Genomic DNA, 25161 nt, shown 5'->3' with positions numbered 1-25161 from the left:
GAGTTACGGCGGTCATGGCGGAGGGGAAACGCCCGGTCACATTCCGAACCCGGAAGCTAAGCCCTCCAGCGCCGATGGTACTGCACTCGTGAGGGTGTGGGAGAGTAGGACGCCGCCGGACAATCTTTCGTCAGGGCCACCCCCATCAGGGGGTGGCCCTGACGCATTTCCGTATCCGGAGATCGCTATAGGATCCGGGAGAGGACGGCCCGGCTGCGCGGGCACTGCCAGCAGGCGACGCCGTCCACCACGGCCGCGGTAGGGGGATGGGTGTCGCCGGCCGTGCAACCGGGCCAGCTGATGTCGCCCTCGTCGAACTCCTCCTCCTGCAGCATGTCCGCGAGTTCGGCGACGGCCCGCTCCAGGTCGCTGGTCACCGGCAGGCTGCCCAACCAGCTCTCCCTCGCCTCCCCTCGCGTGCGGTAACGCACGATCAGAGCGTCGAGGATGTCCAGGTCCACGTCTAGGGGCTGTACGAGGGCACCCCGGCGGGCGAAGTCCTCCGCCACCCGAGTGACCGCGCGCTGGTAACACTCCAAAGCGCCGAGCACGAGCGCGTCCTGATCCCCGGAGGCCGGCATGGCGCCAGGCTACTGGTCAGGCGCCCGGAGGTCGGTCCACTGCGCAGGACCCTGGCGAGGCTCAGGACGGCTTCGGGCCGCAGACGTAGCGGGGCTCGGCGTCGTAGCGCCAGGTGAACTTCTCCCGCTTGACCACCGCGCCGTCCTTCTTGATGACCCGGAAGGCGTCCTGGGTGAAGCCGTTGATGCCGTTGCTCGGAATGCACGTCGGGCCGGGTTCGAGGTGGATGAGCTTCGGCGTGGTGATGTTGCGGCGCGGCCCGTACTCCGTCTTGACGCTGTCGTAGATCTTCGTGCTCCAGATCGACACGGTGATCGTGCTCGACGTGTACGAGGTGTCGATGAGCAGGCCGTACTTGGTGTTGTTGCGGAACTTGAAGTCCAGGTTCGGCCAGAAGATGGTCGACTCGATGACCGCCGGGTACCGGTCGAACCAGTACGAGTGCGGCTTGTGCTCGACATCCTCCAGGCCGGCGTAGTAGGTGGCGTTGAAGAGTGTGGTGGTGAACTGCGAGGTGCCGCCACCGACGCCGGGCACCAGCTTGCCGTCCAGGATCACCGGCGCGTCGCGGTAGCCCTGCGCGTAGCCGCGCTCGCCGGTGTGGCCGTTCAGCGAGAACGTCTTCCCCGGCAGCACGACGGTGCCGTCGACCTCCTTGGCGATGGTGGCGATGTTCTGGCTGCGCGAGGAGGCCATGCCTCCGGTGAAGCGGGTGGTGAAGGTGGAGACCCGCTCCTTGATGCCCAGACCGGCCAGCTTCTCCGCGGTCAGCGCGGGCGGCGTCGGCTTCAACTCGCCGCTCACCTCGCGGCCGTCGGACTTCGGCAGCACGGCCAGCAGGTCACGGCCCAGGGCGGCCGAGTCCAGCTGTTGTCCGGGCCTCCCCTCGGTGACCTTCGGTCGGCCACCGGAGATGGTCATCGTCGCGTCCTTCGGCGGCACCTCGATGGAGTCCAGGTCGTCGCCGAGCGCCGAGCGCAGGCGCTTGACGTCCACCGTCGGGGTGAGCTGACCGGCCTTGTCGGCCGTGAACCGCAGGCTCTTCGCGATGGCGGCGGGTGGGACCGTCAGCGAGCCCCGGTCGGTACGCAGGGTGACGGGTGCGGCGACCGCCGGCTTCGCCAGCTCGGCGACGAGACGGTCCACCTCCTCCGCGGTGGTCGCCGGCTGGCTCTCCACGAGCGGCACGGTGACCGGGGTGCCGGCCAACCAGCCGGCGCGAACCGCCTCGGCGGAGCGCTGCGGGTCGAACGCCAGCCCCGGCTTGGGCTGGACGACCTTCGGGGTGGTGCCCTGATAGGTGATCGCCGGCATCGTCATCCCGCGAACCTGGTTGCCGAGCACCTTGCGGAGCGCGGCGTCCAGCTGGGCAACGTCGACGGTGACCACCGGGTCGACGGTGCGGGAGCCGACCAGCCGGCTGACCGGGTGCGCTTCGGCTGCCGTGGCGGCCGCCACGGTGGCTGCCACGTCGACGCCCAACCCCACATCGGCCGGGTTGATCTCGGCGGTGCGCTCCCCGACGGTGACCCGCACCGGCGCGGTGAGGGCCGCCGCCCGGCGGTCCAGCTCCGCCCGCAGCTCCCGGTGAGCGTCCGTGCGGCTCCGGCCGCCCAACTCGGCGCCGAGCACGCTGGTGCCCCGGGGGACGTCCCCGGCGTACGCCCAGGCGCCGGCGCCCGCCACGGCCGCGAGCACACCGCCGGTGATGCCGGCGGCGAGCAGCATCCGTACCCGGCGCGGCCGGCTCGGGCCGCTCTCCGGCTCGCCCGAGGGGGCTGCCGTGGCCGGCTCCGAGCCGTCGTCGGGCCAGGTGACCGCGGTGACCTGCACCGTGGGCCGGTCGTCGGCGGGTGGACTCTTTTCGCCGTACAGCGTCACTGGAACCTCGATCGCCAGGTGCCGCGGGAGGTCCCCCCTCCCGGAGGATCCCTACGGTAACGAATGCCCTGCCGTCCTCGTGGGCTGCGCCCACCTGCGCGGGTATCGCGTGTCGTCTCCGGCGTGTCGCGCCGGGGCGGGGTCGGTGCCCGCGCGGGACCGCCGACGTGGCACGGTGGCGCTGTGACCACTGCGGAGCGGGTGTTGGCGTACGGCGGCGGGTGGTTGGACCGGGCGGGGGCGCTGCGCGCCGATCCGGCCCGACTGGACGCCATGCTTGCCGATCCGACGAGCGTGGTGCTGCCGCTCTGGCGGGACCGCTGTCTCGTCGACGGGGACGGCCCCGTCCGGTTGACCGCGGACCGGGCGTCGCTCGTCCGGTCCGCCGCCGACGCGACCGTCTTCCTGGGGCTCGACGGGGACACGGCCGTGTTCGCCGTGGACCTTTCCGCGCTCCCCGAGCAGTCCGCCGTGGAGATGGCAGGCGCGGCGCGGGCCGTCGACGTACGGGCGTTGGTGGGTCGGCTCGACGCCAGCGACGCGGCCGTCCAGGCGTACGCCCGGGGGGTGCTGCACTGGCACCGGCAGCAGCGGTACTGCGGCACGTGCGGCGCCGCGGCTGTCTCCGACGGCGGTGGACACGTCCGCACCTGCACCGGCGGGGAGTGTGGGCGGCTGCTCTTCCCCCGGATCGAGCCGGCGATCATCGTCCTGGTGGTGGCGCCCGACGAACCGGGCGTGCCGGAGCGCTGCCTGCTGGCCCGGCACGCGGGTGCGCGCGAGGACGCGTACTCGACTCTCGCGGGCTTCGTCGAGGTGGGCGAGAGCCTGGAGGACGCGGTCCGGCGGGAGATGGCCGAGGAGGCCGGGATCACCGTGACCGGCCTGGCCTACCAGGGGTCGCAGGCGTGGCCGTTCCCGGCCGGGCTGATGGTGGGCTTCCGCGCCACGGCCGGCTCGGACGAGGTGCGGGTGGACGGCGTGGAGCTGCTGGAGGCGCGCTGGTTCACCCGGGCTGAGCTGCGGGAGCGGGTCGCCTCGGGTCGTCCGCTCGGTCGGGTCGACTCGATCGACCACCAGTTGCTCGGCGACTGGCTGGCCGGCGGCGACTGACCCGCTCGCTCCTTCACGGCACGCCGCCGGAGGGTGGAGCCGGGTCAGCCGCGGGTGGGACGGAAGGCCAGCCAGCTCAGCACGGCTGCGGTCAGAGCGGCGGTGACCAGCGCGCAGCTGAGCACGCCCTCGACCGTGCGCGGCGCGACCAGCAGCGCCGCCGCGACCAGGCCGGCGGTGGCCACCCACAGCGGCGCGGACGGCCACCTCGCACCGGTCGCCACCCTGTCGTTCACCAGCATGAACACCACGGCGTAGAGCGCGCCGGTGGCGGCGAAGAGCGGGGCCTCGCCGGCCAGGTGCAGGTAGTCCGCGCCGCCCACCAGCCGGAAGGCCAGCTCGCCGGCGACCGCGGAGGCGGCCACCAGCACCGCGCCGCAGGCCAGGATGAGCCCCAGCGCGACCGCTCGCGCCCGCCGGTCGCCCAGGGCGAGGCGCGGCAGCACCAGGAGGGTCACCACCTGCGGCGCCCAGAGCGCCCCCTTGGTGAGCACCGAACCGACCGCGTAACCGCCGGAGCCGGTGGCCGGTAGGAGTTGGCGGGCGAGGAGCAGATCGGCGTACGAGATGACGAGCATCGCCAGGGTGGCGGCGCACGCCGTCATCACCTGTGGGCCGGTGAGCAGACGGTCCGGGCCACCTGCCGATGTCGGCCGCTCGGCCACCGGCCCGGCCAGCACGTGTGCCAGCGGTGTGGCCCGCGCCGGCGACGCGATCCGGGCCAGCAGCGGCAGCACCAGGAATCCGGTGAGCGTGCCGAGCAGCAGGCAACCCACCGGGCCGCGGTTCAGCAGCAACCCGACGACCAGGCCCCCGTACCGGCCGGCGGCGAGCACGGTCATCGCGCCGGACAGCCGAAGGAAGCGCTGGTCACCCTGCAGTTCGCCGAGCCACCGGCCAGCGAGCACGGTGGCGAAGGTACTCGCCGCGAGCAGCAGGGTGAGGGCGAGCGACAGGCGGAGCGCCGGGGCGAGCAGCGGCGCCGCCGCCGCGGTCAGACCGGTGGTGAACGTGGCGGTGAGCAGGGCGAGCCGGGTGGTGTTGGTGGTGCCATGTCGTGCCCGGTGCGCGGCGATCGCTATCTGGAGGCCGAAGCCGGGCACCGCGGCGATGGCGGCGAGTGCCAAGGCGGTGGCGAGCGCGCCCAGGTCGGCGGCGGTGAGTTGCCGGGCGCCGAGCACGGGGACCGCATAGGCGAGCGCATTGGTCAGCGTGGTGGCGAGCATGACGGCAGCGCCGGCGGCGCCGAGTCGCCGCCCACCGGTGTCCGTGCCCCTGGTCTGCGTCATGCCGCCCCGGTCGCTGCGCCGCCGTCCGGCGCGGACCGTAGGTGTCGCGGCCGGATCGTCCGGGCACCTGGCCCGACCCGGGAACGGTACCGGTCCACCAACCGGACCGTCAGCCCCGCACCCACGACCCCTGCCCCCGGTGACCGGGAGGGTTTAGTGTGCTGCCTCATGGCGTCGACGATGTCTCCCGCAGCGACTTCCGGGCTCGCGGCCAGGCTCCCCGAACGGTTCCTGGCGGACGCGATCCGACTGGTCTATCCGCGGGTGGAGCCGGAGCTGGCCCGGTTGGCCGAGTTCGTACCGCGCGGCGGCACCGCCGTCGACGTGGGCGCCTGGTACGGCCCGTGGACGGGGCGGCTGCGCCGGATCGCTGATCGGGTGGTCGCGGTGGAGCCGACCCCGCCGCTGGCCCGACAGTTGCGGGCCGCCTTCTCCGACGTGCGGGTGGTCGAGGCGGCCGTCTCGGACCACACCGGAACCGCGTCCCTCTTCCTGCCCGAGGGCGGGGCGATCGTCGGCACCTCCTCCCTCGAACAGGTGGACCAGGGCACGCCGGTCTCCGTCCGGCGGGTCACGCTCGATTTACTGGGCCTGACCGACGTGCGCTTCATGAAGATCGACATCGAGGGGCACGAACTGCCGGCGCTGCGCGGCGCCGCCGAGACGGTCCGCCGGGACCGGCCCGTGCTGCTGGTCGAGGTTGAGGAGAGGATCCAGCCGGTCGAACCCCTGCTGGAGTTGCTCACCGCCTGGGGCTATCGCGGGTACGTGCTGCCGGGTCCCAGTTGGGTGCCGCTGGCCGACTTCGATCTCGGTGGGCACCAGCGTCGTGCGATCGTCCGCGTCGGGCAGAGCTTCGCACGGCGGGTGCTCTGGCCCCGGCCGCGGTACGTCAACTCGGTGCTCTTCCGCCCCGAGTAGTCCGGCCTCACGGTTGCTTCGGTGCTGGATTCCCGATGGCGATCTCGTTGGTGCACAGGGCGCCCTCGGCTGCGTGCAGGGTCAGCTCCACGGCGTCCCCGCCACCGACGATGTCGAAGAACCACTGGTTGAGCCCCTGCTTCACGGTGAACGTCCGCTCCCCGCTGCCGAGGCGCAGGGTGGCCGTGCCGGTGGTGGAGCTCAGGTAACCGACGCGCGCCACCCAGTACCAGTCGTCACGGGGCTCGTTCAGCGGCATACGGACGGGCTGCCCGGCCGGCACCAGGTAGCCGCAGCCCTCCTGCGGGCCCGGCTTGATGGTGCTTCCGGTGATCTCCGCGGCGTGGACGTGGCCTGAGGCGTCCAGCACCGACGGAGTCTCCGCCTCCTTCACGAAGACGGGCCGGAAGCCGGCGGCCGCGAAGAACCGGGACTGCAGGTTGTACGGCGACGAGAGGGCGGGCACCACGCTCGGTGGCACGGTCTGGTCGAAGAAGACGGTCCCGGGCGGGGCGCTGGCCAGCTCGATACGCACGGTGTCCAGGTAGGACCGGCCGTACTTGCCGGCCCACTCGTCGCTGTACCGGGAGGTGGTCCAGGCGGTGCCGAGGCCGGCGGCCAGGAGCAGCAGGGCGAGCCCGGCGCTGACCAGTTCGCGGTAGCGGGCCGGGAGCGCCGCCAGCAGGTCCGGTCGCCCCTGTTCTGGATCCACGCCGGCAGGAGCGGCCCCGGTGGGCTGTGAACCTGGCCCGGGTGCCACGGGAGTCGGCGTGTCCGCGGTCTCCGGGGCGGACCGGGTCGGTCCGGACGGCACCGGCGCGTCGGGGCCGGTGGGCGGGGTCGCCGCGCCGGCGTCGGCTCCGGTAGAACCCGACGTCGGATCGGACTGCGGCGGCTCGGCCGGGGCGGTCGGCGTCGGATCCGGATCGGAGGGCGCCTCGGCATGGATGACGCCCATCCGGAACGCGGACGCGGGGACCGGCGTCGGCTGAACGGCCACCGGCGGCCCGTCCGGCTCCCGTTCTGCTTCTGGCTCCGACGGTGCCGGCGGAAGCGGCGTGGCTGGCTCGTTCGGCCGGGGCTCGGCCGCGGCCAGTGGCACCCGACCCGGCTGGGCCAGCCCGAGGAGGGCGACACCGACACAGAGGGCAGCGACCACGACCACGTCGCTGACGTACCGGGGCACGCCACCGGCCACGGCGCTGAAGACGGAGCCGAGCCGGGTGGTTGCCAGCAGCGCGGAAACCAGCACCAGGTAGCCGCCGAGCAGTATCCAGGCGCGTCCGGCCCGGCGGTGCAGCCGGACGGTGACCAGGATCAGGGCCGCGAAGACCGTCCAGGCCACCCAGCGGGCCAACTCGGGCGGCGCGACGACCGGTGCGCCGTCGCCGGCGCCGAGCCACCGCCACGGGCCGCCGAGCAACCCCGGCGCCAGGGTGGACCCGAGCATCTGTTGGAGGAACGACAGCACCTCACCGGGAGACTCCGGACGGCGGAGCGAGGACTCGGACCGAACAAGGTAGGACCCGAGGAAGCCCAGCGAGACGGCGGTCAGTACCAACCAGGAAGGCCAGTACCGGCGGACGGCGGTCAGCACGGTGCGCACCGGCCCGCCGTCGACGAAGAGGCAGGCGGTGAAGAGGAAGACCAGCGGAACGACCAGCAGCGCCTTCTCGAAGAAGAGAAGGCCGAGCAGGACGGCGAGGAGCAACGACACGAGGTGCCGCTTCCGGCCCGTTCGTACGTACTTGAGCTGCGCGCCGAGCGCGAGCACCATCGCCAGCTGCATCGGCAGCATGTTCACGCCGACCGCCCACCAGGAGGTCGCCTCGAGGGTCAGCGGGCTGAACAGCAGCATCGCGAGGGGGACGAGCAGCAGCCAACCCGGCCGGAGCAGCGAGCGCAGCAGCCGGTAGAAGGCGACGCCCAGCAGCGCCTGGCCAGCCGTCATCAGCAGCACGTACGGCCAGTAGGTGATCCCGAAGGCGTGGGTGACCAGCCAGATCAGCAGCCGGCCCGCCGGCATGAAGTGATTGTTGTACAGGGTGAGCAGGTGAGCCAGGGTGAGGTCCGACTCGAAGGCCTGGGTGATCAGCACGTAGTCGTCGGCCGCGAGGTAACCGCGGGCGGCGAGCTGGCCCCGCCAGAACACGCTGAACACGATCATCGCGATCGCGACCGTCCGCAGCGGGTTGGCGCCCAGCCAGCCGCCGGCCCGTTCGGCCTCGTTCCGCGCGCCAACCGGCTCGGGTCCCGTCAATGCCATGGCGGGAAGACTGCCACAACCCCGCCCGATGACCCCATCAGGTCAACGGCTGGTTCGCACCGCTCCGGGGCACCGGCCGGCCCGCGTACAGTGTCCGCCACCAGCGCGGGCCGGGACCGCGCCCGGCAGGTGTGTGAGGTCGACGGATGCGCGAACGGCTGGTGCCGCACGGCGTGGCCGCAGCCGTGACGGCGGTGGTGCTCGCTCCGCTGGCGCTGCCCGGGTACGTGCTTCGCTACGACATGGTCTTCGTGCCACGGCAGCCGCTGACCTGGGACACGATCGCTCCCGCCTCCGCCCTGCCCCGGGCGGTCCCACAGGACGCGGTGGTGGCGCTGGCCAGCCAGCTTGTGCCCGGTTGGCTGCTGCAGCGTTTGGTACTGGTGGCGATCCTCTACCTCGCCGCGTTGGGCGCCGCCCGGCTGGTGCCGACCGACAGGGTGGCGGTGCGGGCGGTCGCCGCGCTCGCGTACGCGTGGACGCCCTACCTCGCCGAGCGGCTGCTGATCGGGCAGTGGGGGCTGCTCGTCGCGTACGCCGCGCTGCCCTGGTTGGCCCGGGCGGTGATCGGGGTCCGGACCGGCCGACCCGGCGCGCTGCCCCGGCTGCTGCTCGCCGCGGCCGCGTCCGCGATCACGCCCACCGGCGGGGTGATCGCGCTGGTCGCGACGGCGGTGCTGCTGCCCGGACGGTACGCCGCGGCGGCCCGGACGGCGGCGTCCGCGCTGGGGCTGATCGTGCTGCTCAACGCGCCGTGGCTGGTGGCCGGATTCGCCAGTGCCGGCACTGGTCGCTCCGACCCGGCCGGGGTCGTCGCGTTCTCTGCTCGGGCGGAGAACTGGGCGGGGCCACTCGGGGCGCTGGCCGGGACCGGCGGCATCTGGAACGCGCAGACCACCCCGGCCTCCCGTGGCGTGGTCCTCGTGCCCCTGATCACCGCCGCGTTGCTGGCCGTCGCCGTGTGCGGCGTTCCGCTGCTGCGCCGGCGGTGGCCCGCGACGGTCGCCGCGCGGCTGTGTCTGCTGGCCGCCGGCTCCTGGCTGGCGGCGGCGCTCGGGGCGCTGCCCGGCGGAGTCGACCTTCTCGGGTGGCTGATTCGCGTGGTGCCGGGGGCCGGGCTGGTGCGGGACGGCCAGAAACTACTCATCCCGTACGCGTTGGCGCTCGCGGTGGCCGTGGCGGTTGGCGCGGAACGGCTCGCCGACCGGTTGACGGCACGGTTCGACCCGGCCACCGGGCGGGTGCTGCTCGTCGGCGCGGTCCTGCTGCCGGTGGCGGTCCTGCCGGACCTCGCAGTGGGCGTGGCCGGGCGGCTGCGGCCGGTGGACTGGCCCGCCGACTGGACGGTGGTCGCCGGTCTGGTCGCCGCGCGGCCCGGCGAGGTGATCTCCCTGCCGTTCCAGGAGTACCAACGCCACGCCTGGAACGACGGTCGGGTGGTGATCGATCCGGCACCCCGCCACCTCGCCGCCCCGGTGCTGATCAACGACACGTTGTGGGTCGGCCCAACGGCCGTGGCCGGCGAAGATCCTGCGGCGGGCCGCGTGCGGGAGTTGCTGGCGGGCGGTGCGCCGCTGGCGGCGGCAGGCCCGCGGTGGGTGCTGGTGCAGCGTGCCGCCGGCCCGCCCGTGCCGCCGGCGTCGCTGGCCGGCCTGCTCGTGGTCCACGAAGGACCGGAGCTGACCCTCTACGAGAACCCGGCCTGGGTGCCGCCGGTGGCGCCGACCCGGCCCGGGGTGGTCGGCCTCGCCCACCTGCTGGCCGGAATGGTGGTGCTCGGCATCGGTTTTTCGGGCGCTGCGCGTGCACGCTACCGCGTGGTAGCGTCCCGGCACGCGAGTCCCGCGGAAGGAGAAGGTGGATGAGGAACCTGCCCGCGTTCGTCGCCGTCGGGGTACTCGGGGTCGTGCTGGGCCTGCTGGGCAGTGTCGGTCTGTCGAACCTGCTCAGCCCGTCCGCCCAGGAGGCCGCCAAGACCAGCCCGGTCAGTGGCGAGCAAGGCACCGGATCGACGCTCTACGGCACGCGCTGATATCAGTCGAACCGGGGCACCCGTGGGTGCCCCGGTTCGTCGTGTCCGGCCCGAGACCAGCTCGGGGCGGCTTTCGCCGGACGGTTCAGGAGAGGGCGGCAGCCCTGTCCGTGGCACGGGCCGGCGCGGTGGCCACCTCGTCGAGGAGCTGGGCAAAGCGCGCCCCCGTCGCGGTCCAGGTGAACCGGGAGGCGTGCAGCAGCGCCGCCTCACCCATCGCCTTGCGCCGCACGTCGTCCGCGAGCAGCTCGCGAACCCGGTCGGTGAACTCCCGCTCGTCGTCGACCAGCAGTCCCGTCTCGGTGTCGACCATCGCCTCGGCGACACCGCCCGCGTAGCGGAACGCCACCGTCGGGGTGCTCCGCGCGGCGGCCTCCACGATGGTGAGGCCCCAACCCTCCTTCAACGAGGGGGTGAGCGCCAGCCACGCTGAAGAGAGCACCTCGTGCTTCTCGTTCTCGCTGATGAAGCCGGTGAACCGAACGTGCTCGGAAATGCCCAGCTCGTCGCACAGCTCCCGCAGCGGCTGCTCCCACCAGCCCTGGCCGGCCACCACCAGCTCCAGGTCGGGAAGCTCGTGAACCAGTTCGGCGACGGCGCGTAGGGCGATCTCCACCCGCTTGTGCGGGACCAACCGGCCGAGCACCAGCAGAGACGGGTGGGTCGTCCGAGGGAGCGGCGGGCCGGTCACCGGGGGCGTGCCGTTCGGCACCACCGCGATCCGGTCGGCGGCCACGCCGAGCTCCGCCAGCTCCGTCCGGCTGGCCTGGGAGACGGTCACGTAGCGGCAGCGGCGGTACAGGCGGACCGCCAACCAGGACTCGATCCACCACCCCAGCCGGGCCATCCATGGGCCGAAGACCACCGGCCACTGCTCGCGGTGCACGTGGTGCACCAGCGCCACGACCGGTCGGCCGGCGTAGAGCGGCGCGAAGAACGGCACCCCGTTGCAGACGTCGACCACCAGGTCCGGTCGGCCGAGACCGCGCCGACCGAGCGGGCCCAGGTTGAACCGGCCGGCGAGGCAGGTCAGCGCCGCCCGGGCGTACACGGTGTGCCGGGAACCGCGGCGCAGCACCCGTACGCCCTCCGGGGTGTGGTCCTCCGGGCGTCCGTTCTCGTGCGCGGCACAGAGCATGGTCACCCGGTGACCCACCGCTACCAGCTCGGCGGCGATCCGCTCGATGTAGACCTCCGAACCGCCACCCTCGGGGTTGGTGGTATCGCGCCAGTTCAGGAACAGGACATGTCGTGCGGGGGTGCCGGAGTCGTCCACGCTGCTCCTACCGACGAGTAAGTGAGCACGATCGCGCCACCCTAGGGCGGCCGGGGGCGCGTACGCAATGGGTCGGACAGGCAACGGCGGTCGGCCGACAACTCGTCGACCGGGGGTTTGCCGGCGGCGTGAAACCTTGGCAGGGTGTGCACCGCAACCGCGTGCGGTGGCCGGCGTCCGGGCGGCGCCGACGTCCCCGGCGCGACGGTGACCTGCGGCCGGGCGGGCCTACGGTCCACGACGAGGAGGTGACTGGCCGCGTGCTGCGCACAGGATCCGCGCCGGTGCGGTACCTCTCCCGGCGGTCACCGGTGGTGTTGCTGAGTGCCGCACTCGTGCTGCTGCTGGCCGGCTGGGCGGCGGTGGCCTATGTGCGCGCGGACCGGGGCGTACCGCAGTGCGCCGAGCGGGTCCGTCTCCGGGTGGTGGCGGCTCCAGTGATCGCGCCGGCTCTGGACCGGATCGCTCGGGCCAGCGTCGGTCACCAGCCGTGCGTCTCGGTCGTCGTCGAGGCCCGGGATTCGGGCGGGGTGGCCGGTGAACTGGCCAATGGGGCGGACGTGGCCGACGCGTGGCTGCCCGAGTCCACGTTCTGGCTGCGCCGGGCCCGCGCCGCCGGTGCGTTCGAGGTGCCCGCGCAGGGCACGTCGGTGGCCAGCACTCCGGTGGTGCTCGCCGTGACCGATCCCGCCGCCCGCCGGCTCGGCTGGCCGGCAAAGCCGCTGGCCTGGGCGTCGCTGGTCGGGCCGAAGGCGCGCGGGGTCACGGTCGGTGTGCCGGACCCGGCCGCCGATCCGGCCGGGGTGGGTGCCCTGCTGGGCGTCCGCGCGCTCGCGGCCGGTGAACGGGAGCCGGCGGCCGCGGTGGCGGCGGTGCTGCGCCGGCTGGCCGGCCGCACGTTCGGCCCCGACGGCGCCGGGGCGCTGCCGGCCGGGGCTGATCTGCCCGGCAGGGTCGACGCGGCGGTGACCAGCGAGCAGGCGGTACTCGGACACAACGCGCTCGCGGAACGGGCCAAGCTGGTGGCCGCGTACCCGGAGGTCGCCGTCCCGTCGCTGGATCTGCCGTACGTGGTGCTGCCCGCCGCGACCGGGCCCACGCGGGACGCCGCCGCCGGGTTCCTCCCCGATCTGCTCAGTGCGCAGGCCCGCGACATCGTCACCTCGTACGGCTTCCGCACCGCGGGGGGCTTCCCGCCGGCTATGCCCGGCGACGGCAGGCTGCGCCCCGAGGAGCGGGCACCCGCGGCGTTGCCCGGCGAGGAGACGGTGACCGAACTGCTCACCGGATGGAGCGGCGTGCAGCGCAGTGCTCGCATCCTCACCGTGCTCGACATCTCCGGCTCCATGGCCGCCCGGGTGCCCGGCACCGGCGGTAACCGGTTGGACGCCACGGTGCGGGCGGCGCGGGAGGGCGCCGGCCTGCTCCTGGACAACAGCGAACTGGGGATCTGGGTCTTCTCCACGAAGGTCGATGGCGACCGGGACTACCAGGAGATCCTGCCGGTGGCCCCGCTGGGTCGGCAACGTGCCCGGCTGGCCGAACGGCTCGCCTCGGTGCGGGTCAAGCCAGGTGGCGGCACCGGCCTCTACGACGCGACGCTCGCCGCCTACCGCGACGCGCGGCGGCACTGGACCCCCGGGCGGATCAACCTGGTGCTGGTCATGACGGACGGCCGCAACGAGGACACGGAGAGCATCGGGCGGGCCAGGTTCCTCGCCGAGCTCGCCGATCTCCAGGATCCGGCACGGCCACTGCCGATCGTCTTCATCGGGCTCGGCAAGGACGTCGACCCGGACGAGCTGAACGCCATCGCGAAGGCCAGCGGTGGTCAGGTGTTCCGCACAGAGCAGCCGAGCGGCATCCGGCAGATCTTCTTCTCCGCGCTCGCCGACCTGAGCTGCCTGCCGCCGGAGTGCCGACGGTGACCGGCCCCGACCGCCTCAGCGGGACCGCCGGCTCCGGCGCGACCACCGGAGAGGGCCGGGTCGACGCCGGAAGGCTGTCCACCGCGCCCCGGCGGCTCGTCCGCCGGGTCCGTGCGTCAGCCGGCACCGTCCTCTCGGTGCTGCTGCTCACCGCGATCGCGGTCGGTCAGCGGCCTGGCCAGGTCACCTTCGACACCAAACTGGACCTGGCCGCGAACCCGCTGCACTTCCTGGCCCGGGCGCTGCACCTGTGGAACCCCGAGGCGACCTCCGGCGAGCTGCAGAACCAGGCGTACGGCTACCTCTTCCCGATGGGATCGTTCTTCGCCGGCGGTCAACTGCTGGGCGTACCGCCCTGGATCACGCAGCGGCTCTGGTCCGCGCTGCTGCTCGTGGCGGCGTTCTACGGGTTGCTCCGGCTGGCCCGGGCGCTGGCCGTCGGCACGGAGCCGACCCGGTACGCGGCCGCGCTCGGCTACGCTCTGGCGCCCCGGATGCTCACCGAGATCGGCGCGCTCTCCTCGGAGACGCTCTCCGCGGCGCTGCTGCCCTGGGTGCTGCTGCCGTTGGTCCGGGTCGACCGGATCGGCTCGCCGCGGCGTGCGGCCGCGCTCTCCGCGTTGGCCGTGCTCGGGATGGGCGGGATCAACGCGGCGGTGGTGCTGCTCGCCCTGGTGCTGCCCGGGGTGTGGTTGCTGACCCGGCGCTGGAACAGAGACCACCTGCGGCTGGTCGGGTGGTGGTGCCTCTGCGTCATCGGGGTCTGCCTCTGGTGGATCGTGCCGCTGCTGCTGCTCGGCGAGTACAGTCTGCCGTTCCTCGACTACATCGAGTCGTCCACGACGACCACCGCGGTGGCCTCGCTGTTCCAGGGGGTGCGCGGGACGAACCAGTGGGTCGCCTACATCGTGCAGGGCGACCCGTGGTGGCCGGCCGGCTGGCTGCTGATCGACAACCCGGTGCTGATGACGCTCACCGCGGTGGTGGCGCTGGTGGGGCTGGCCGGGCTGGCCGGCAACCTGCTGCCCGAACGACGTTTCCTGGTGCTCGGCTTCCTGGCCGGGCTCACCCTGCTCACCGTGGGTTACGTCGGCAGCCTGGACAGTCCGCTCTCCGCGCAGGTGCGAGACCTGTTGGACGGTCCGCTCGCGCCGTTCCGCAACGTGCACAAGCTGGACCCGGTGCTGCGGCTACCGCTGATGCTCGGGTTCGCCCACGGAGTGGACGCGGCGGCCACCCGACTGCACACCGCCATCGCCCGCCGCCGCCCCGGCGTACGGCTTCGGCCGCTGGCCTTCGTCCCCGTGTTGCTGCTGGTCCTCGCCGCCGCCGCGCCGGCCTGGCTCGGTCAGCTGCGGCCCGGCCCCGGCTGGTCCGACCTGCCGCCGCACTGGCGGGCGGCCGCGACCTGGCTGGCCGACCGGGACGCGCTGGCCCGCACGCTGATGGTGCCCGGGTCCGGCTTCGGCCAGTACGAGTGGGGTCGGACGGTGGACGAACCGCTCCAGGCCCTGGCCGGCGCGCCCTGGGCAGTACGGCACCAGATCCCGCTCGGCTCCGCCGGCAACACCCGGATGATGGACACCGTCGAGAGCGTCCTGTCCCGTGGCCAGGGCTCGGCCGGGTTGGCCGACTTCCTCGCCCGGTCCGGCTTCCGGCATCTGCTGCTGCGCAACGACATCGACCGCACCCAGGTGGACGCACCGCCGGTCGCGGTGCTGCGCCGCGCGCTGACCGACTCGCCCGGTATCGCGCGGGTGGCGGCCTTCGGCACCACCGGCTCCGCCAGCACGCCGGGCAGCCCGGTGGACGATGACGCGGGCCCGCTGCCCTCCATCGAGGTGTACGAGGTGCAGCGTCCGGTTCCGGCGGCCAACGCCGTACTCACCGCCGACGTGCCCACGGTGAGCGGTGGCCCGGAGTCGTTGCTGCCCCTGCTCGAACAGGGGCTGGTGGAGCGGGACCGGCCGGTGGTGCTCGCCGGCGACCGCGCCGCGCCCGAGGGCGAGCGGTGGATCGTCACCGACGGGCTTCGCCGGCGGGAGCGCGACATCGGCCGGGTGCGCGACAACCTCAGCCAGACGTTGACCGCGACGGAGGCCGGCAGGCAGGGACGCGTTGCCCTGGACCTGCTTCCGTTCGCCGGCAAGCGGCACCAGACCGTCGCCACCTACCAGGGCGTCCGCGAGGTCAGCGCGTCCACCGCCACCAGCTTCACCGACAACCTCACCCCCGCCGACCCCTCCCACCTGCCGTTCGCGGCGGTGGACGGCGACTACGCCACGGCCTGGCACAGCGCGGCGCTGGCCGGGCCGGTGGGACAGTGGCTGGAGGTCGACCTGGACACCCCGCGACCTGTCGGGCAGGTGTCGCTCGCCTTCGTCGACGACCTGGGGGTGGGGTGGCCGGTGACCCGGTTCCGGGTGACGACCGATCGGGGCTCGGTGGAACACGAAGTGGCCCGGACCCTCGGCGCCCACTCGTACTACACGTTGCCCGGATCCACCAGCCGGGTGCGGATCACCGTGTTGGCCGTGGCCGACGGCCGTACCGACGGGGGAGTCGGTATCCGGGACCTCAGGATTCCGGACACCACGCCGCGACGCGCGCTGCGGGTGCCGACGGACCTGCCGGCGGCCGGCACCGGCCCGGTCGCCTGGTCGTTCAGCCGCGGGCCGAGCGACCGCCGGGCGTGCTTCCCCACCGCCGCGGGAAACGCCAGATCGGACGCACTGCCGCCGGCCGACGCGGCGGGCACCGTGATCCGCTGCGACCGGTTCCTGGCCCGCGTGGGCGAGGAGCCGCTCGGCATCGACCGGCTGTTCCGCAACCCCAAACCGGGTACGTACCGACTGACGTTGACCGCGGTGGCGCGGCCGGGCGGCGACCTGCAACCGGTCGGCGCCGGGGTGGCGGCGAGCGCCTCCTCCCATCTGGCGGGCGACCCGACGGTGGCGGCGTACGCGGCGGTCGACGGCGATCCGGACACGGCCTGGCTGGCCGACGTCGGTGATCTGCAGCCCACACTGCGGCTGAGCTGGTCGGGTCAGCGGCGCATTGCCGAGCTGCGGCTGCGAGCGGCGGACCTGCCGGTCGGCGCGTTGCCCCAGCAGGTCGAGGTCCGTACGCCGGGGCGCAGCCAGGTGGCGCCGGTCGATGCCGACGGTACGGTCCGCTTCCCCGCCGTCCGCACCGACCGGATCGACATCGTGGTGCGGCAGAGTGCTGATCGGGTGGCCGACCGGCGAGGCAACGGCTGGAGCGCCACCGCCGGGATCGCCGAGGTGGAGATCCCCGCGCTGGCCAACCTGCTCCGGCCGCTGCCCGGCGACGCGTCGGTGGCCGTGCCCTGCGGCAGCGGGCCCCGGGTCGAGCTGAACGGCGTCCGCTACGACACGGCGGTCACCGGCACCCTGGCCGACACGCTGGCTGGCCGGTCGATGCCGGTCACCGTGTGCGGTGGGACGGGCGATGTCATCGAGCTGCCGGCCGGGGGGCACCGCCTGCTCACCTCGCCGTCGGCCGGCTTTGTCGTGCAGGACGCCGCGGTGCGTCCGGTGACCGCGGTCGCCGCGCCTCGGCATCGGGAGGTGACGGTGCGGGACTGGAACCCGACCGATCGCCGAATCGGGATCGGCGCCGGCGGCGAGGCGCTGTTGGTCGTGCCGGAGAACGCGAACGCGGGCTGGACGGCGATGGTGAACGACCGTCGGCTGGCCACCACGCGGGTCGACGGTTGGCAGCAGGCGTGGGTGGTGCCCGAGGGCGCCGCCGGTGAGATTCGGCTGGTCTTCGCGCCCGACCGGACCTACCGGGGTGGGTTGGTCGTCGGCGCGTTGACCGCGCTCAGCGTGCTCGTGCTGGCCTGCTGGCCGGTGCGCCGTCGGAGGGCGTCAGCCCCGGTGGAGGGGCCGCCGTGGTTCATCGGCGGGCTGCTGGTGCTGCTGCTGGCGGTGCTGGGCGGCGTGCTGCCGGTGGCGATCGTGCTTGCCGCGATGCTGCTGCGCCAGTTCGCTCGGCGGGCCCTGCCGGTGGTGGTGTTCGGTGGGCTGGCGGTCGCCACGCTGACCGCCGTGGCCGGCCGGGTGCAGGGCCACGGACAGGAGTGGGCGTACGGCCCGTGGGTGCAGGGGGCGATGCTGGTCGCCGTCGGTGCGGTGGTGGCCGCGGTGGTGCCGGCGCCCGGCACCCCCACCTCGGCGCTCGCGGTGGCCGTCGACGGGTCGCCGCCCGCCCCGGAGAACGACGAGGACGAGGACGGGACGGTGCCGCGATGAGCGGAGTGTGGGACGTGGCGGGCGGGCCTTCGGCCCGCCGACGGTTTGCCAGCCTGGCCAGGTCGGTGCGGCTCTTCCGCGGCTTCCTGGTCGAGCAGACCGACCCGGACCACTTCTACGGGCTGCTCGCCGACGACTCCGTACGACAGGTTGGCGGCTACAGCGCGCTCGCCGGGCGGACCGTGCTCGACGTCGGTGGTGGGCCCGGATACTTCGCGTCTGCCTTCCGCGCGGCCGGAGCACGCTATGTGGGGCTGGACCCCGACGTGGGGGACTTCTCGGCCGCCGGCGAGTCCGTCGCCGGCATGGTGCGGGGCAGCGGCACCGCGCTGCCCGTCCAGTCGGCTGTCGTGGATGTCGCCTTCTCGTCCAACGTGCTGGAACACGTCTCCGAACCGAACCGGATGTTGGACGAGATGGTCCGGGTCACCCGACCGGGTGGCGTGCTCTTCGTGTCGTTCACCCCGTGGCTGTCGCCGTGGGGTGGGCATGAGACGGCACCCTGGCACTACCTCGGTGGTGACCGAGCTCGCCGGCGTTACCAGCGGAAGATGGGCCGGTCGCCGAAGAACCGGTATCGCGAGACGCTCTTCCCGCTGTCCATCTCGGACGTCCTGCGCTGGGCGCGTGGCAACGGCGACGTCGAGGTGCTGGAGGCGCTGCCGCGCTACCACCCGTGGTGGGGCCGTTGGGTGATCAGGGTGCCCGGCGTACGGGAGATCGCCGCCTGGAACTTCCTGCTCGTCCTGCGCCGGGTCGGCGACGAACCGGGCGGCGCGGCGCGAAAAACAGAGCTGACCGGGGGTCGCGTTGCTATGTGACCAGGTAGTAACCTCGCGGCCACATCACTGATCGATAGCGGCGAAATTAGCTCCTCCAGGGAGGAAACATGAAGCACCGCGCCATAGGTGCCGTGCTGTTCGGCGGCGGCGTACTGCTCCTGGCGCTGGCCGCCGGACTGGTGTTCGTCGTCAAACCCGCGGTGACCAAGCTGCCCTACGACCTCAAGCCTGCCACATCGGTGGCGGAGGCCAAGGGCGCGACGTTCCTGCAGATCACCAATGGAACCATCGCGATCAACCAGGCCGACCTGAGGTCGACCGTCCTTGTATCGCCGAACCGCGATCTGACCGGGAAGCTCTCCGGTGACCTTGACGGTAAGGCCGTGGTGTGGACGGTCGGGCAGACGGTGGACCGGACGGACACCAAGGAGCTGATCAACGCCTACGGCGCCGAGTTGGCGTTGGACCGGGTCTCGGGCGCCGCCCTGAACTGGGACGGCCAGTGGCTGGACGACACTGGTGAGCGGCAGCGGATCCAGTTCACCGAACAGGTCTACAAGTTCCCGTTCGGCACGGAGAAGAAGGACTACAAGATCTTCGACCGTGACCTGCGGGCCGACACCCCGGCCAAGTTCACCGGCACCGAGAACGTCGAGGGCATCGAGGCCTACCGCTTCGAGCAGGTCATCACCGACCAGGCACTGAATCTCGACGCGGAGCGGGTGAAGCTCCTGCTCGGCAGCCTTGCCCCGGGTGCCACCACGGGCAAGGTCGTCTACAGCAACACCCGCACGGTGTGGGTCGACCCGGTGACCGGGTCGTATCTGAAGGTGCGGGAGGTGCAGCGCAAGAACCTGGTGCCGGACGTCGGCGCGCCGGCCGTCCTGCTGAACGCGGACTTCTCGTACAACGACGAGACCGTCGCGTCGTCGGTGGAGCGGGCCAAGGAGAGCCGCGGGCAGCTCACCCTCCTCGGGGTGTACGCCCCGATCGGACTGGCCCTGCTGGGTCTGCTGCTGATCGCCGGCGGCCTGCTGCTGGCCCGGCGGGGAGCGGCCGCGCCGGTGGCCGAGGCCCGGCACCGGGCCGACCTGCCCCCGGCGGCCGACCCGACGCCGACGCGGGTGGACCAGCCGGCGGTGCGGGACGAGGACCGCCCGGGTGGCCCGTTGACCGACGAGATCCCGCCCGCGTCGACCAACTGGAAGTCCGACGACTCGACCGTGCCGACGCAGCGGTCGGCGCCGGACGCGGACGAGGCGGAGAAGCGCTGACGCGTCAGGATCGCTGACCCGGAACGAGGGGCGGACCGCCACGGCGGTTCGCCCCTCGTTCTGTCGGTGCCGCCGAGTGCTCCGTGAGCTGGGAGCTTTACATTCGTGACCTGATTGTAATCCGTCAATGGCTCGGCCACGCTCCGTCACCGAGACGGGCGTTCCTGCCTGATCTAGGAGCATTTAAAGGATTCGTCCGGCGCACCGTCGCTGACGGTCGGTGACGTCGTTCTGCCCCTCGGTTCACCTCTCTGTTACCGCCGGGTAATCAGGGGGTTGTGAGGCGCACCGTAACGGGTGCACGATCAGGCTCGATCGTTACCCGCCGGTAACAGATGATGGGCCCGGAGCGGGCCGCCAGTCCGGGACCGGCCACCCGCGAGCATCCGCCCGAGGAGGAACCCGTGCAGGATCGGATCGAGAATCAGGGTCGTACCCGGTGGCGGCGGTTCGCCGCCATGATCGTGCCCACCACGGCCGCCGTCGGCGCCATCCTGTTCGGGATGTCGAGCGGCGCCATCGCCTCCGACATCACCGTGTCCGGGCAGACCTTCAAGATCGGCGCCGAGCGCCTCGAGGGCGACGGCTTCACGCAGTACGGCGGCATCGTCCGCGAGAAGGGCAAGGACGGCAAGGTCCACCCGATCGCCCTCTCCGAGATCAGCAGCGCCGAGCTGTACAGCCTCTGCCAGTCCGTCCGCGCCGACCTGCCCGGCCTGCCGGTGGTGCTCACCATCAACGCCGGTGAGGGCAAGGAACCCGCCCGGGCCAAGGACCTGCTGATCGCCATGGACTCGCTGAACGGCAACGCGACGTTCACCAACATCAAGATCGGCCGGGACGCGACCGACCTGAACCCGACGGCACAGAAGGGTTCGTTCGGCCAGAACTCCGACCACGTCACCATCACCAACCTCCAGCAGGTGTCCCGGTACACCACCGCGGCCACCTTCAACCTGGTCGGGCTCCGGTTGAAGGTCAACGTGGGTGACGACGCCAAGGGCAAGGAGTGCTTCTGAGGTGAGCCGGCCCGCGGTGGCCGACCACCGCGGGCCCGTTCCTGTTCCCGCCCCCGCTGCGCCAGGAGGAGTACGTGACAACCGCCAACCCGTCCCACGCCCGACCCGGCGGTCTGGCTCAGGCGTGGCGGAGTTTCCGCCGCTGGCAGCGCAGCCGGCCGTTCTGGGGCGGCCTGTTCACCGCCCTGGCCGGGGTGGAGATGTTCGCCTCCACGCGGGTGACGATCAACGGATTGAGCTTCCACAGCGGAGCCACCGGTCTGCTCTCGCTGCTGATCCCGGTCATCCTGGTGACCTGCGGCCTGCTGCTCTGGCTCAGCCCGGCGCAGCGGCTGTTCTACTCGGTCGTCGCGGCGGTCACCACGGTCTACTCGCTGATCGGGCTCAACCTCGGCGGCTTCTTCGTCGGCCTGCTGCTCGGCATGGTCGGCAGCGCGCTCGCCTTCGCCTGGGCGCCGACCCGACCCGCGCCGCCGGACGCGGAACAGCTCGACCCCGAGCAGACCGATGCGGATCGGGCCGATGCGGACCGGACCGGCATCGAGCAGGATCCAGCCGACGGCACCGACGCCGAGCGGGCCGACGCGGAGCAGGATCGAGCCGACGCTGAGCGGGCCGACGCGGAGCAGGATCGAGCCGACGCCGAGCGGGTCGACGCGGAGCAGGATCGCGCCGACGTCGAGCGGGTCGACGCGGAGCGGACCGGCGGCGACCACGCGCGGGTGGATGACCCCACGGTCGAGACGCCCCAACCGGACGGGCCGCCCGAGCAGCCGGGCCGCTCCGCTGATCCGCGTACCTTCGCGATCGTCCTGGTGGTGCTCGGCGTCGCCGCCGCCGGCCTCGCCACCCAGCCGCGGCCCGTGCAGGCCGCGTCGGCCCGGCCCACCGCGTCGGCCTGCCCCACCCCGTCCCGGGCCGTCACTCCGTCGCCCAGCCGCAGCGCGCCCACCGCGACGCCGACGGCCAGCCCGAGCCCGGCGCCGGAGCGCGACTCGGACGGCAACCTGATCAGCGACATCCTGGACGGGATCGGCGATCTGCTCACCGGTGGACGCCGCGCGGACACCGCGACGCCGTCGGCGGGCCCGACCGGCACACCGTCGGCGAAGCCGACCGCCACACCGACCCGGCCACCGGTGACCCGCCCCGGGCCGACCGCCTGCCCGTCGCCAACCCCGACCCGCCCCGCCGAGCCGGGCACCGTGGAGCCGGGCAAGCCGCTGCCGCGCATCGCCGCCGACCCGACCCTGCCCAGGGTGGCGCAGATGCCGTCCAAGCTCACCGGCTCCAAGGTCACCATGACCGGGCTGCGGTTCGACGGGACCACCGAACTGCAGACCGAGAAGGGTCACCTCAAGGTGCTGAAGTTCAGCATGCGCGAGGCGGTGACCGACGACTTCCTGTTGGTCGCGGACGGCCCGCAGGGGCGCACCCAGCGGTACGCGACCGACCGGCTGACCGTCCGCGGGGACGTGGCCTTCTACTCCACACGGTTCGTCGGCCGGCTGCTCGGCATCAAGATCACGCTGACCCCGGATCTGCCGCTGCCGGACGGCCTCCCGGTCACCTCGCCCATCCCGATCACGTTCACCGACCCGGACATCGACCTGGCGTTCGTCACCAGTGACACGCTGACCGCCCGGCCAGCACTGGCTCTGACCCTCGGCTGAGCGGCACACCCGTCACCACGGCCCGGGCGCCGGCGCGGTCGTACCGCCGGCGCCCGCAGCCGTGACCGGCTCAGAGCCGGGCCAGCGCCTTGCGCAGCGGGTCGAGGCCCAGCGCACCCAGGTCCAACGCCTGCCGGTGGAACTCCCGCAGGTCGAAGTCCGCGCCCTTGCGCGCCTTGGCGTCCTCGCGGGCCTGGAGCCAGATCCGCTCACCGACCTTGTACGAGGGCGCCTGCCCCGGCCAGCCCAGGTAGCGGTTGAGCTCGAAGCGCAGGTTCTCGTCCGGCACCCGGCAGTGCGCCCGCATGAACTCCCAGCCCAGCTCCGGCGTCCACCGCTCGCCCGGGTGGAAGCCGAAGGGGTTGTCCTTCGGGATCTCCAGCTCCAGGTGCATGCCGATGTCGACGATCACCCGGGCCGCGCGCATCGCCTGGCCGTCGAGCATCCCCAGCTTGTCGCCCGGGTCCTCCAGGTAGCCCAGCTCGTCCATCAGCCGCTCCGAGTAGAGCGCCCAGCCCTCGCCGTGCCCGGAGACCCAGCAGAGCAGCCGCTGCCAGCGGTTGAGCAGATCGGCGCGCACGGCGGTCTGCGCCACCTGAAGGTGGTGACCCGGCACGCCCTCGTGGTAGACGGTGGTCACCTCCCGCCAGGTGGAGAAGTCCGTGATGCCCTGCGGCACCGCCCACCACATCCGACCGGGGCGGGAGAAGTCCTCGCTCGGCCCGGTGTAGTAGATGGCGCCGTCGCTGGTCGGGGCGAGGCAGCACTCGATCCGGCGGACCTGCTCCGGGATGTCGAAGTGGGTGCCGTGCAGCTCGCTGATCGCCTTGTCGGCGAGCGCCTGCATCCAGTCGCGGAACGCCTCCTTGCCCTGGATGGTCCGCGCCGGGTCGGCGTCCAGCGCCCGTACGGCGTCGTCGACGCTCGCGCCGGGACCGGCGATGCGCCCGGCGACGACCCGCATCTCCGCCTCCAGGCGGGCCAGCTCCGCGAAGCCCCACGCGTACGTCTCGTCCAGGTCGACCTTCGCGCCGAGGAAGTACTGCGAGGCCAGCTCGTACCGTTCCCGGCCGGCGGCCTGCTTCTCCCGCCCGTGTGGGGCCAGCTCGCTGCGCAGGAACTGGCCGAACTCGGCCGTCGCCGCGGTGGCCGCCGCCGCGCCCCGGCGCAGCTCCGCGCCGAGCGTGCCGTCCGCGCCCAGCCGCTCGACCAGCCCGTGGAAGAAGTTGTCGCCGGTCGGGTCGACCCAGGTGTCGCACTGCTTGGCCACCTCGATTAGCTGCACCTTCGAGCTGACCTGGCCGGCGGCGAGCGCCTCGCGCAGCGTGGTCTTGTAGCCCTCCAGCGCGCCGGCGAAGCCGTTGAGCCGGGCCGCGATGTTCGCCTGCTCGTCGGCCGTCGCGGTCGGCATCAGGTCGAACACCATGCGGATGTCGTGCAGCCCGCTGGCGATCACGTTGACCTCGCTGGTGGCCTCGCCGGCCTCGTACCGGGCGAGGTCGAGGCCGAGCCGTTCCTGCATGGCCTCCCTGGCGGTCCGTTCCGCCTCGGTGCCCGGCTCGGTCACCTCGAGTTCGGAGAGCGTCCGGCGGGTCAGGTCGGCGCGCGCCCGGTAACCCTCCGGCGAGAGGTCGTCGAGCTGGTCGTCATGGCCGGCGATGCCGACGTAGGTGGCGCCGGTGGGGCTCAACGGCGCCCACTCGGCCACGTAGCGGTTGGCGAGTTCATCAATTCGTCCCACGCTGCGACCCTACGTGACCACCCTGCCCTGATGTCGACGGCGTTTGTCGTGTTCAGCCAGCAGCTCGGCCCACCGTTGTGGCGGGAGACGGTGTCCGAAAGTCGCGCGACTTCGTCGTACGGCTCGGGCAGAGTGTCAGGGGTGACCACGGACATCACTCCTGACAAGGCTCCCCTGCGCGCCTGGCTGCCGGGCTTTGTCGCCCTCGCCGCGATCTGGGGTTCCAGCTTCCTGTTCATCAAGGTCGGGGTGGCCGAGCTGCACCCGGTCCAGCTCACCCTCTACCGGGTCCTCGCCGGCGCGCTGACGCTGCTGGTGGTGCTGGCGGTGCTGCGCGACCGGCTGCCCGGCGAGCCCCGGGTCTGGGCGCATCTCTTCGTCGTCGCGGCTTTCGGCGTGGCCGTGCCGTTCACGCTCTTCGGCTACGGCGAGCAGCGGGTCGAGTCGATGCTGCCGGCATCTGGAACGCCACCACGCCGCTGATCGTGCTGCCGCTGGCGGTGCTGGTGTTCCGCACCGAGCGGTTGACCGTGCGCCGCGCGGTCGGGCTTGGGCTGGGCTTCCTCGGCGTGCTCGTGGTGCTCGGGGTCTGGGAGGGCATCGGAGGCGCGCACTTCACCGGGCAGTTGATGTGCTTCGGCGCGGCCGCCTGCTACGGCGTCGCCATCCCGTACCAGAAGCGCTTCGTCGCCGGCAGCGCGCACTCCGGGCTGTCGCTCTCCGCGGCGCAGTTGCTGCTCGCCACCGGTCAACTGGCCATCGTCACCCCGTTCGTCGCCGGCGCGCCGCCGCTGCCCACCGAGTTGTCGCCGAAGGTGGTGGCCAGTGTGCTGACCCTCGGCGCGCTCGGCACCGGGCTCGCCTTCGTGATCAACATGCGCAACATCCGGGTGGCCGGTGCCAGCACCGCCTCCACCGTCACCTACCTGATCCCGATCTTCGCGGTGCTGATCGGGGCCGTGGCGCTCGACGAGCGGCTCAACTGGCACCAGCCGGTCGGCGCGCTGATCGTGCTGCTGGGGGTCGCGGTCTCGCAGGGCGTGTTCGGCAGGCGGCGGCCCAGGCCGGTGGTCGGCGTCGGCGCACGCGCCGCGCCCGCTGCCGGGC

At 72.9% G+C, this 25161-nt stretch carries 16 protein-coding genes, 1 rRNA gene and 1 pseudogene; 12 read left to right on the top strand and 6 right to left on the bottom strand.

Annotated features, from left to right (window positions below; all coding sequences use genetic code 11):
* The first annotated feature begins 4 nt into the window (after window positions 1-4).
* Window positions 5-121 (top strand): 5S ribosomal RNA (rrf, locus tag DKT68_RS02410).
* Between the two features lie 64 nt (window positions 122-185).
* Here rrf and DKT68_RS02405 read toward each other — a convergent pair.
* Together DKT68_RS02405 and DKT68_RS02400 are read right to left on the bottom strand one after the other, a co-directional pair.
* Window positions 186-581, bottom strand: coding sequence for a hypothetical protein (locus DKT68_RS02405; protein ID WP_109815793.1), 396 nt, complete (start codon window positions 579-581; stop codon window positions 186-188).
* A gap of 61 nt (window positions 582-642) precedes the next feature.
* Window positions 643-2463 (bottom strand): VanW family protein, encoded by a 1821-nt coding sequence (locus tag DKT68_RS02400; protein WP_109815792.1) that lies wholly within the window; start codon window positions 2461-2463, stop codon window positions 643-645.
* 183 nt (window positions 2464-2646) lie between these two features.
* On the opposite strand from DKT68_RS02400, the gene nudC reads away from it, so the two are divergent.
* A complete protein-coding gene (gene nudC / locus DKT68_RS02395; protein ID WP_236646681.1) occupies window positions 2647-3576 on the top strand; it encodes an NAD(+) diphosphatase in 930 nt (309 codons plus the stop codon).
* 44 nt (window positions 3577-3620) lie between these two features.
* Here the strand turns inward: nudC and DKT68_RS02390 are convergent, their stop codons facing one another.
* A complete protein-coding gene (locus tag DKT68_RS02390; RefSeq protein ID WP_201748868.1) occupies window positions 3621-4865 on the bottom strand; it encodes a polysaccharide biosynthesis protein in 1245 nt (414 codons plus the stop codon).
* 168 nt (window positions 4866-5033) lie between these two features.
* On the opposite strand from DKT68_RS02390, the gene DKT68_RS02385 reads away from it, so the two are divergent.
* Window positions 5034-5786, top strand: coding sequence for an FkbM family methyltransferase (locus DKT68_RS02385; RefSeq protein WP_201748867.1), 753 nt, complete (start codon window positions 5034-5036; stop codon window positions 5784-5786).
* Window positions 5787-5793: 7 nt separating this feature from the next.
* Here the strand turns inward: DKT68_RS02385 and DKT68_RS02380 are convergent, their stop codons facing one another.
* Window positions 5794-8052: a hypothetical protein gene (locus DKT68_RS02380; protein WP_109815790.1), complete on the bottom strand. Its 2259-nt coding sequence runs from the start codon at window positions 8050-8052 to the stop codon at window positions 5794-5796.
* Window positions 8053-8198: 146 nt separating this feature from the next.
* On the opposite strand from DKT68_RS02380, the gene DKT68_RS02375 reads away from it, so the two are divergent.
* Window positions 8199-9917, top strand: coding sequence for a hypothetical protein (locus tag DKT68_RS02375; RefSeq protein WP_109815789.1), 1719 nt, complete (start codon window positions 8199-8201; stop codon window positions 9915-9917).
* Entirely contained in the window at window positions 9914-10084 is a 171-nt protein-coding gene (locus tag DKT68_RS31070) for a hypothetical protein (RefSeq protein ID WP_161556608.1), read from the top strand. The genes DKT68_RS02375 and DKT68_RS31070 overlap by 4 nt, the downstream gene beginning before the upstream one ends.
* An 85-nt stretch (window positions 10085-10169) precedes the next feature.
* Here DKT68_RS31070 and DKT68_RS02370 read toward each other — a convergent pair whose 3' ends face one another.
* Window positions 10170-11360, bottom strand: a complete 1191-nt coding sequence (locus DKT68_RS02370) for a glycosyltransferase family 4 protein (RefSeq protein WP_109815788.1) — start codon at window positions 11358-11360, stop codon at window positions 10170-10172.
* 260 nt (window positions 11361-11620) lie between these two features.
* Between DKT68_RS02370 and DKT68_RS02365 the strand changes: the two genes are divergently transcribed.
* The 6 genes from DKT68_RS02365 (at window position 11621) to DKT68_RS02340 (ending at window position 22313) form a co-directional block, all read left to right on the top strand.
* Window positions 11621-13288 carry a substrate-binding and VWA domain-containing protein gene (locus tag DKT68_RS02365; protein WP_161556607.1) on the top strand — a complete coding sequence of 556 codons (1668 nt, stop codon included), beginning with the start codon at window positions 11621-11623 and terminating at the stop codon, window positions 13286-13288.
* Window positions 13285-17565: an alpha-(1->3)-arabinofuranosyltransferase gene (locus DKT68_RS02360; RefSeq protein ID WP_236646680.1), complete on the top strand. Its 4281-nt coding sequence runs from the start codon at window positions 13285-13287 to the stop codon at window positions 17563-17565. Before DKT68_RS02365 ends, DKT68_RS02360 begins: the two co-directional genes overlap by 4 nt.
* A complete protein-coding gene (locus tag DKT68_RS02355) occupies window positions 17562-18386 on the top strand; it encodes a class I SAM-dependent methyltransferase (protein WP_109815786.1) in 825 nt (274 codons plus the stop codon). The genes DKT68_RS02360 and DKT68_RS02355 overlap by 4 nt, the downstream gene beginning before the upstream one ends.
* A gap of 68 nt (window positions 18387-18454) precedes the next feature.
* A complete protein-coding gene (locus tag DKT68_RS02350; RefSeq protein WP_109815785.1) occupies window positions 18455-19621 on the top strand; it encodes a DUF3068 domain-containing protein in 1167 nt (388 codons plus the stop codon).
* Window positions 19622-20025: 404 nt separating this feature from the next.
* Window positions 20026-20640, top strand: coding sequence for a DUF6230 family protein (locus tag DKT68_RS02345; protein WP_109815794.1), 615 nt, complete (start codon window positions 20026-20028; stop codon window positions 20638-20640).
* 74 nt (window positions 20641-20714) lie between these two features.
* Window positions 20715-22313 carry a DUF6114 domain-containing protein gene (locus DKT68_RS02340; RefSeq protein WP_109815784.1) on the top strand — a complete coding sequence of 533 codons (1599 nt, stop codon included), beginning with the start codon at window positions 20715-20717 and terminating at the stop codon, window positions 22311-22313.
* 70 nt (window positions 22314-22383) lie between these two features.
* Here DKT68_RS02340 and DKT68_RS02335 read toward each other — a convergent pair whose 3' ends face one another.
* A complete protein-coding gene (locus DKT68_RS02335) occupies window positions 22384-24054 on the bottom strand; it encodes a DUF885 domain-containing protein (RefSeq protein WP_109815783.1) in 1671 nt (556 codons plus the stop codon).
* A gap of 141 nt (window positions 24055-24195) precedes the next feature.
* Here DKT68_RS02335 and DKT68_RS02330 point away from each other — a divergent pair.
* Window positions 24196-25161, top strand: a pseudogene (locus tag DKT68_RS02330) (DMT family transporter); the annotation flags it as partial.

This window comes from Micromonospora acroterricola, assembly GCF_003172955.1.
In the GTDB taxonomy this organism is placed as follows: Bacteria; Actinomycetota; Actinomycetes; order Mycobacteriales; family Micromonosporaceae; genus Micromonospora; species Micromonospora acroterricola.
Note: the sequence above shows the minus strand (reverse complement) of the source record. Positions and strands in the feature narration are given on the sequence as shown.

Bases quoted from the DNA above. Each gene is read 5' to 3' on its own strand.
- DKT68_RS02380 (WP_109815790.1), bottom strand. From the start codon at position 8,052: ATGGCATTGACGGGACCCGAGCCGGTTGGCGCGCGGAACGAGGCCGAA.
- DKT68_RS02385 (WP_201748867.1), top strand. From the start codon at position 5,034: ATGGCGTCGACGATGTCTCCCGCAGCGACTTCCGGGCTCGCGGCCAGG.
- DKT68_RS02350 (WP_109815785.1), top strand. From the start codon at position 18,455: ATGAAGCACCGCGCCATAGGTGCCGTGCTGTTCGGCGGCGGCGTACTG.
- DKT68_RS02405 (WP_109815793.1), bottom strand. From the start codon at position 581: ATGCCGGCCTCCGGGGATCAGGACGCGCTCGTGCTCGGCGCTTTGGAG.
- DKT68_RS02390 (WP_201748868.1), bottom strand. From the start codon at position 4,865: ATGACGCAGACCAGGGGCACGGACACCGGTGGGCGGCGACTCGGCGCC.
- DKT68_RS02355 (WP_109815786.1), top strand. From the start codon at position 17,562: ATGAGCGGAGTGTGGGACGTGGCGGGCGGGCCTTCGGCCCGCCGACGG.
- DKT68_RS02375 (WP_109815789.1), top strand. From the start codon at position 8,199: ATGCGCGAACGGCTGGTGCCGCACGGCGTGGCCGCAGCCGTGACGGCG.
- DKT68_RS31070 (WP_161556608.1), top strand. From the start codon at position 9,914: ATGAGGAACCTGCCCGCGTTCGTCGCCGTCGGGGTACTCGGGGTCGTG.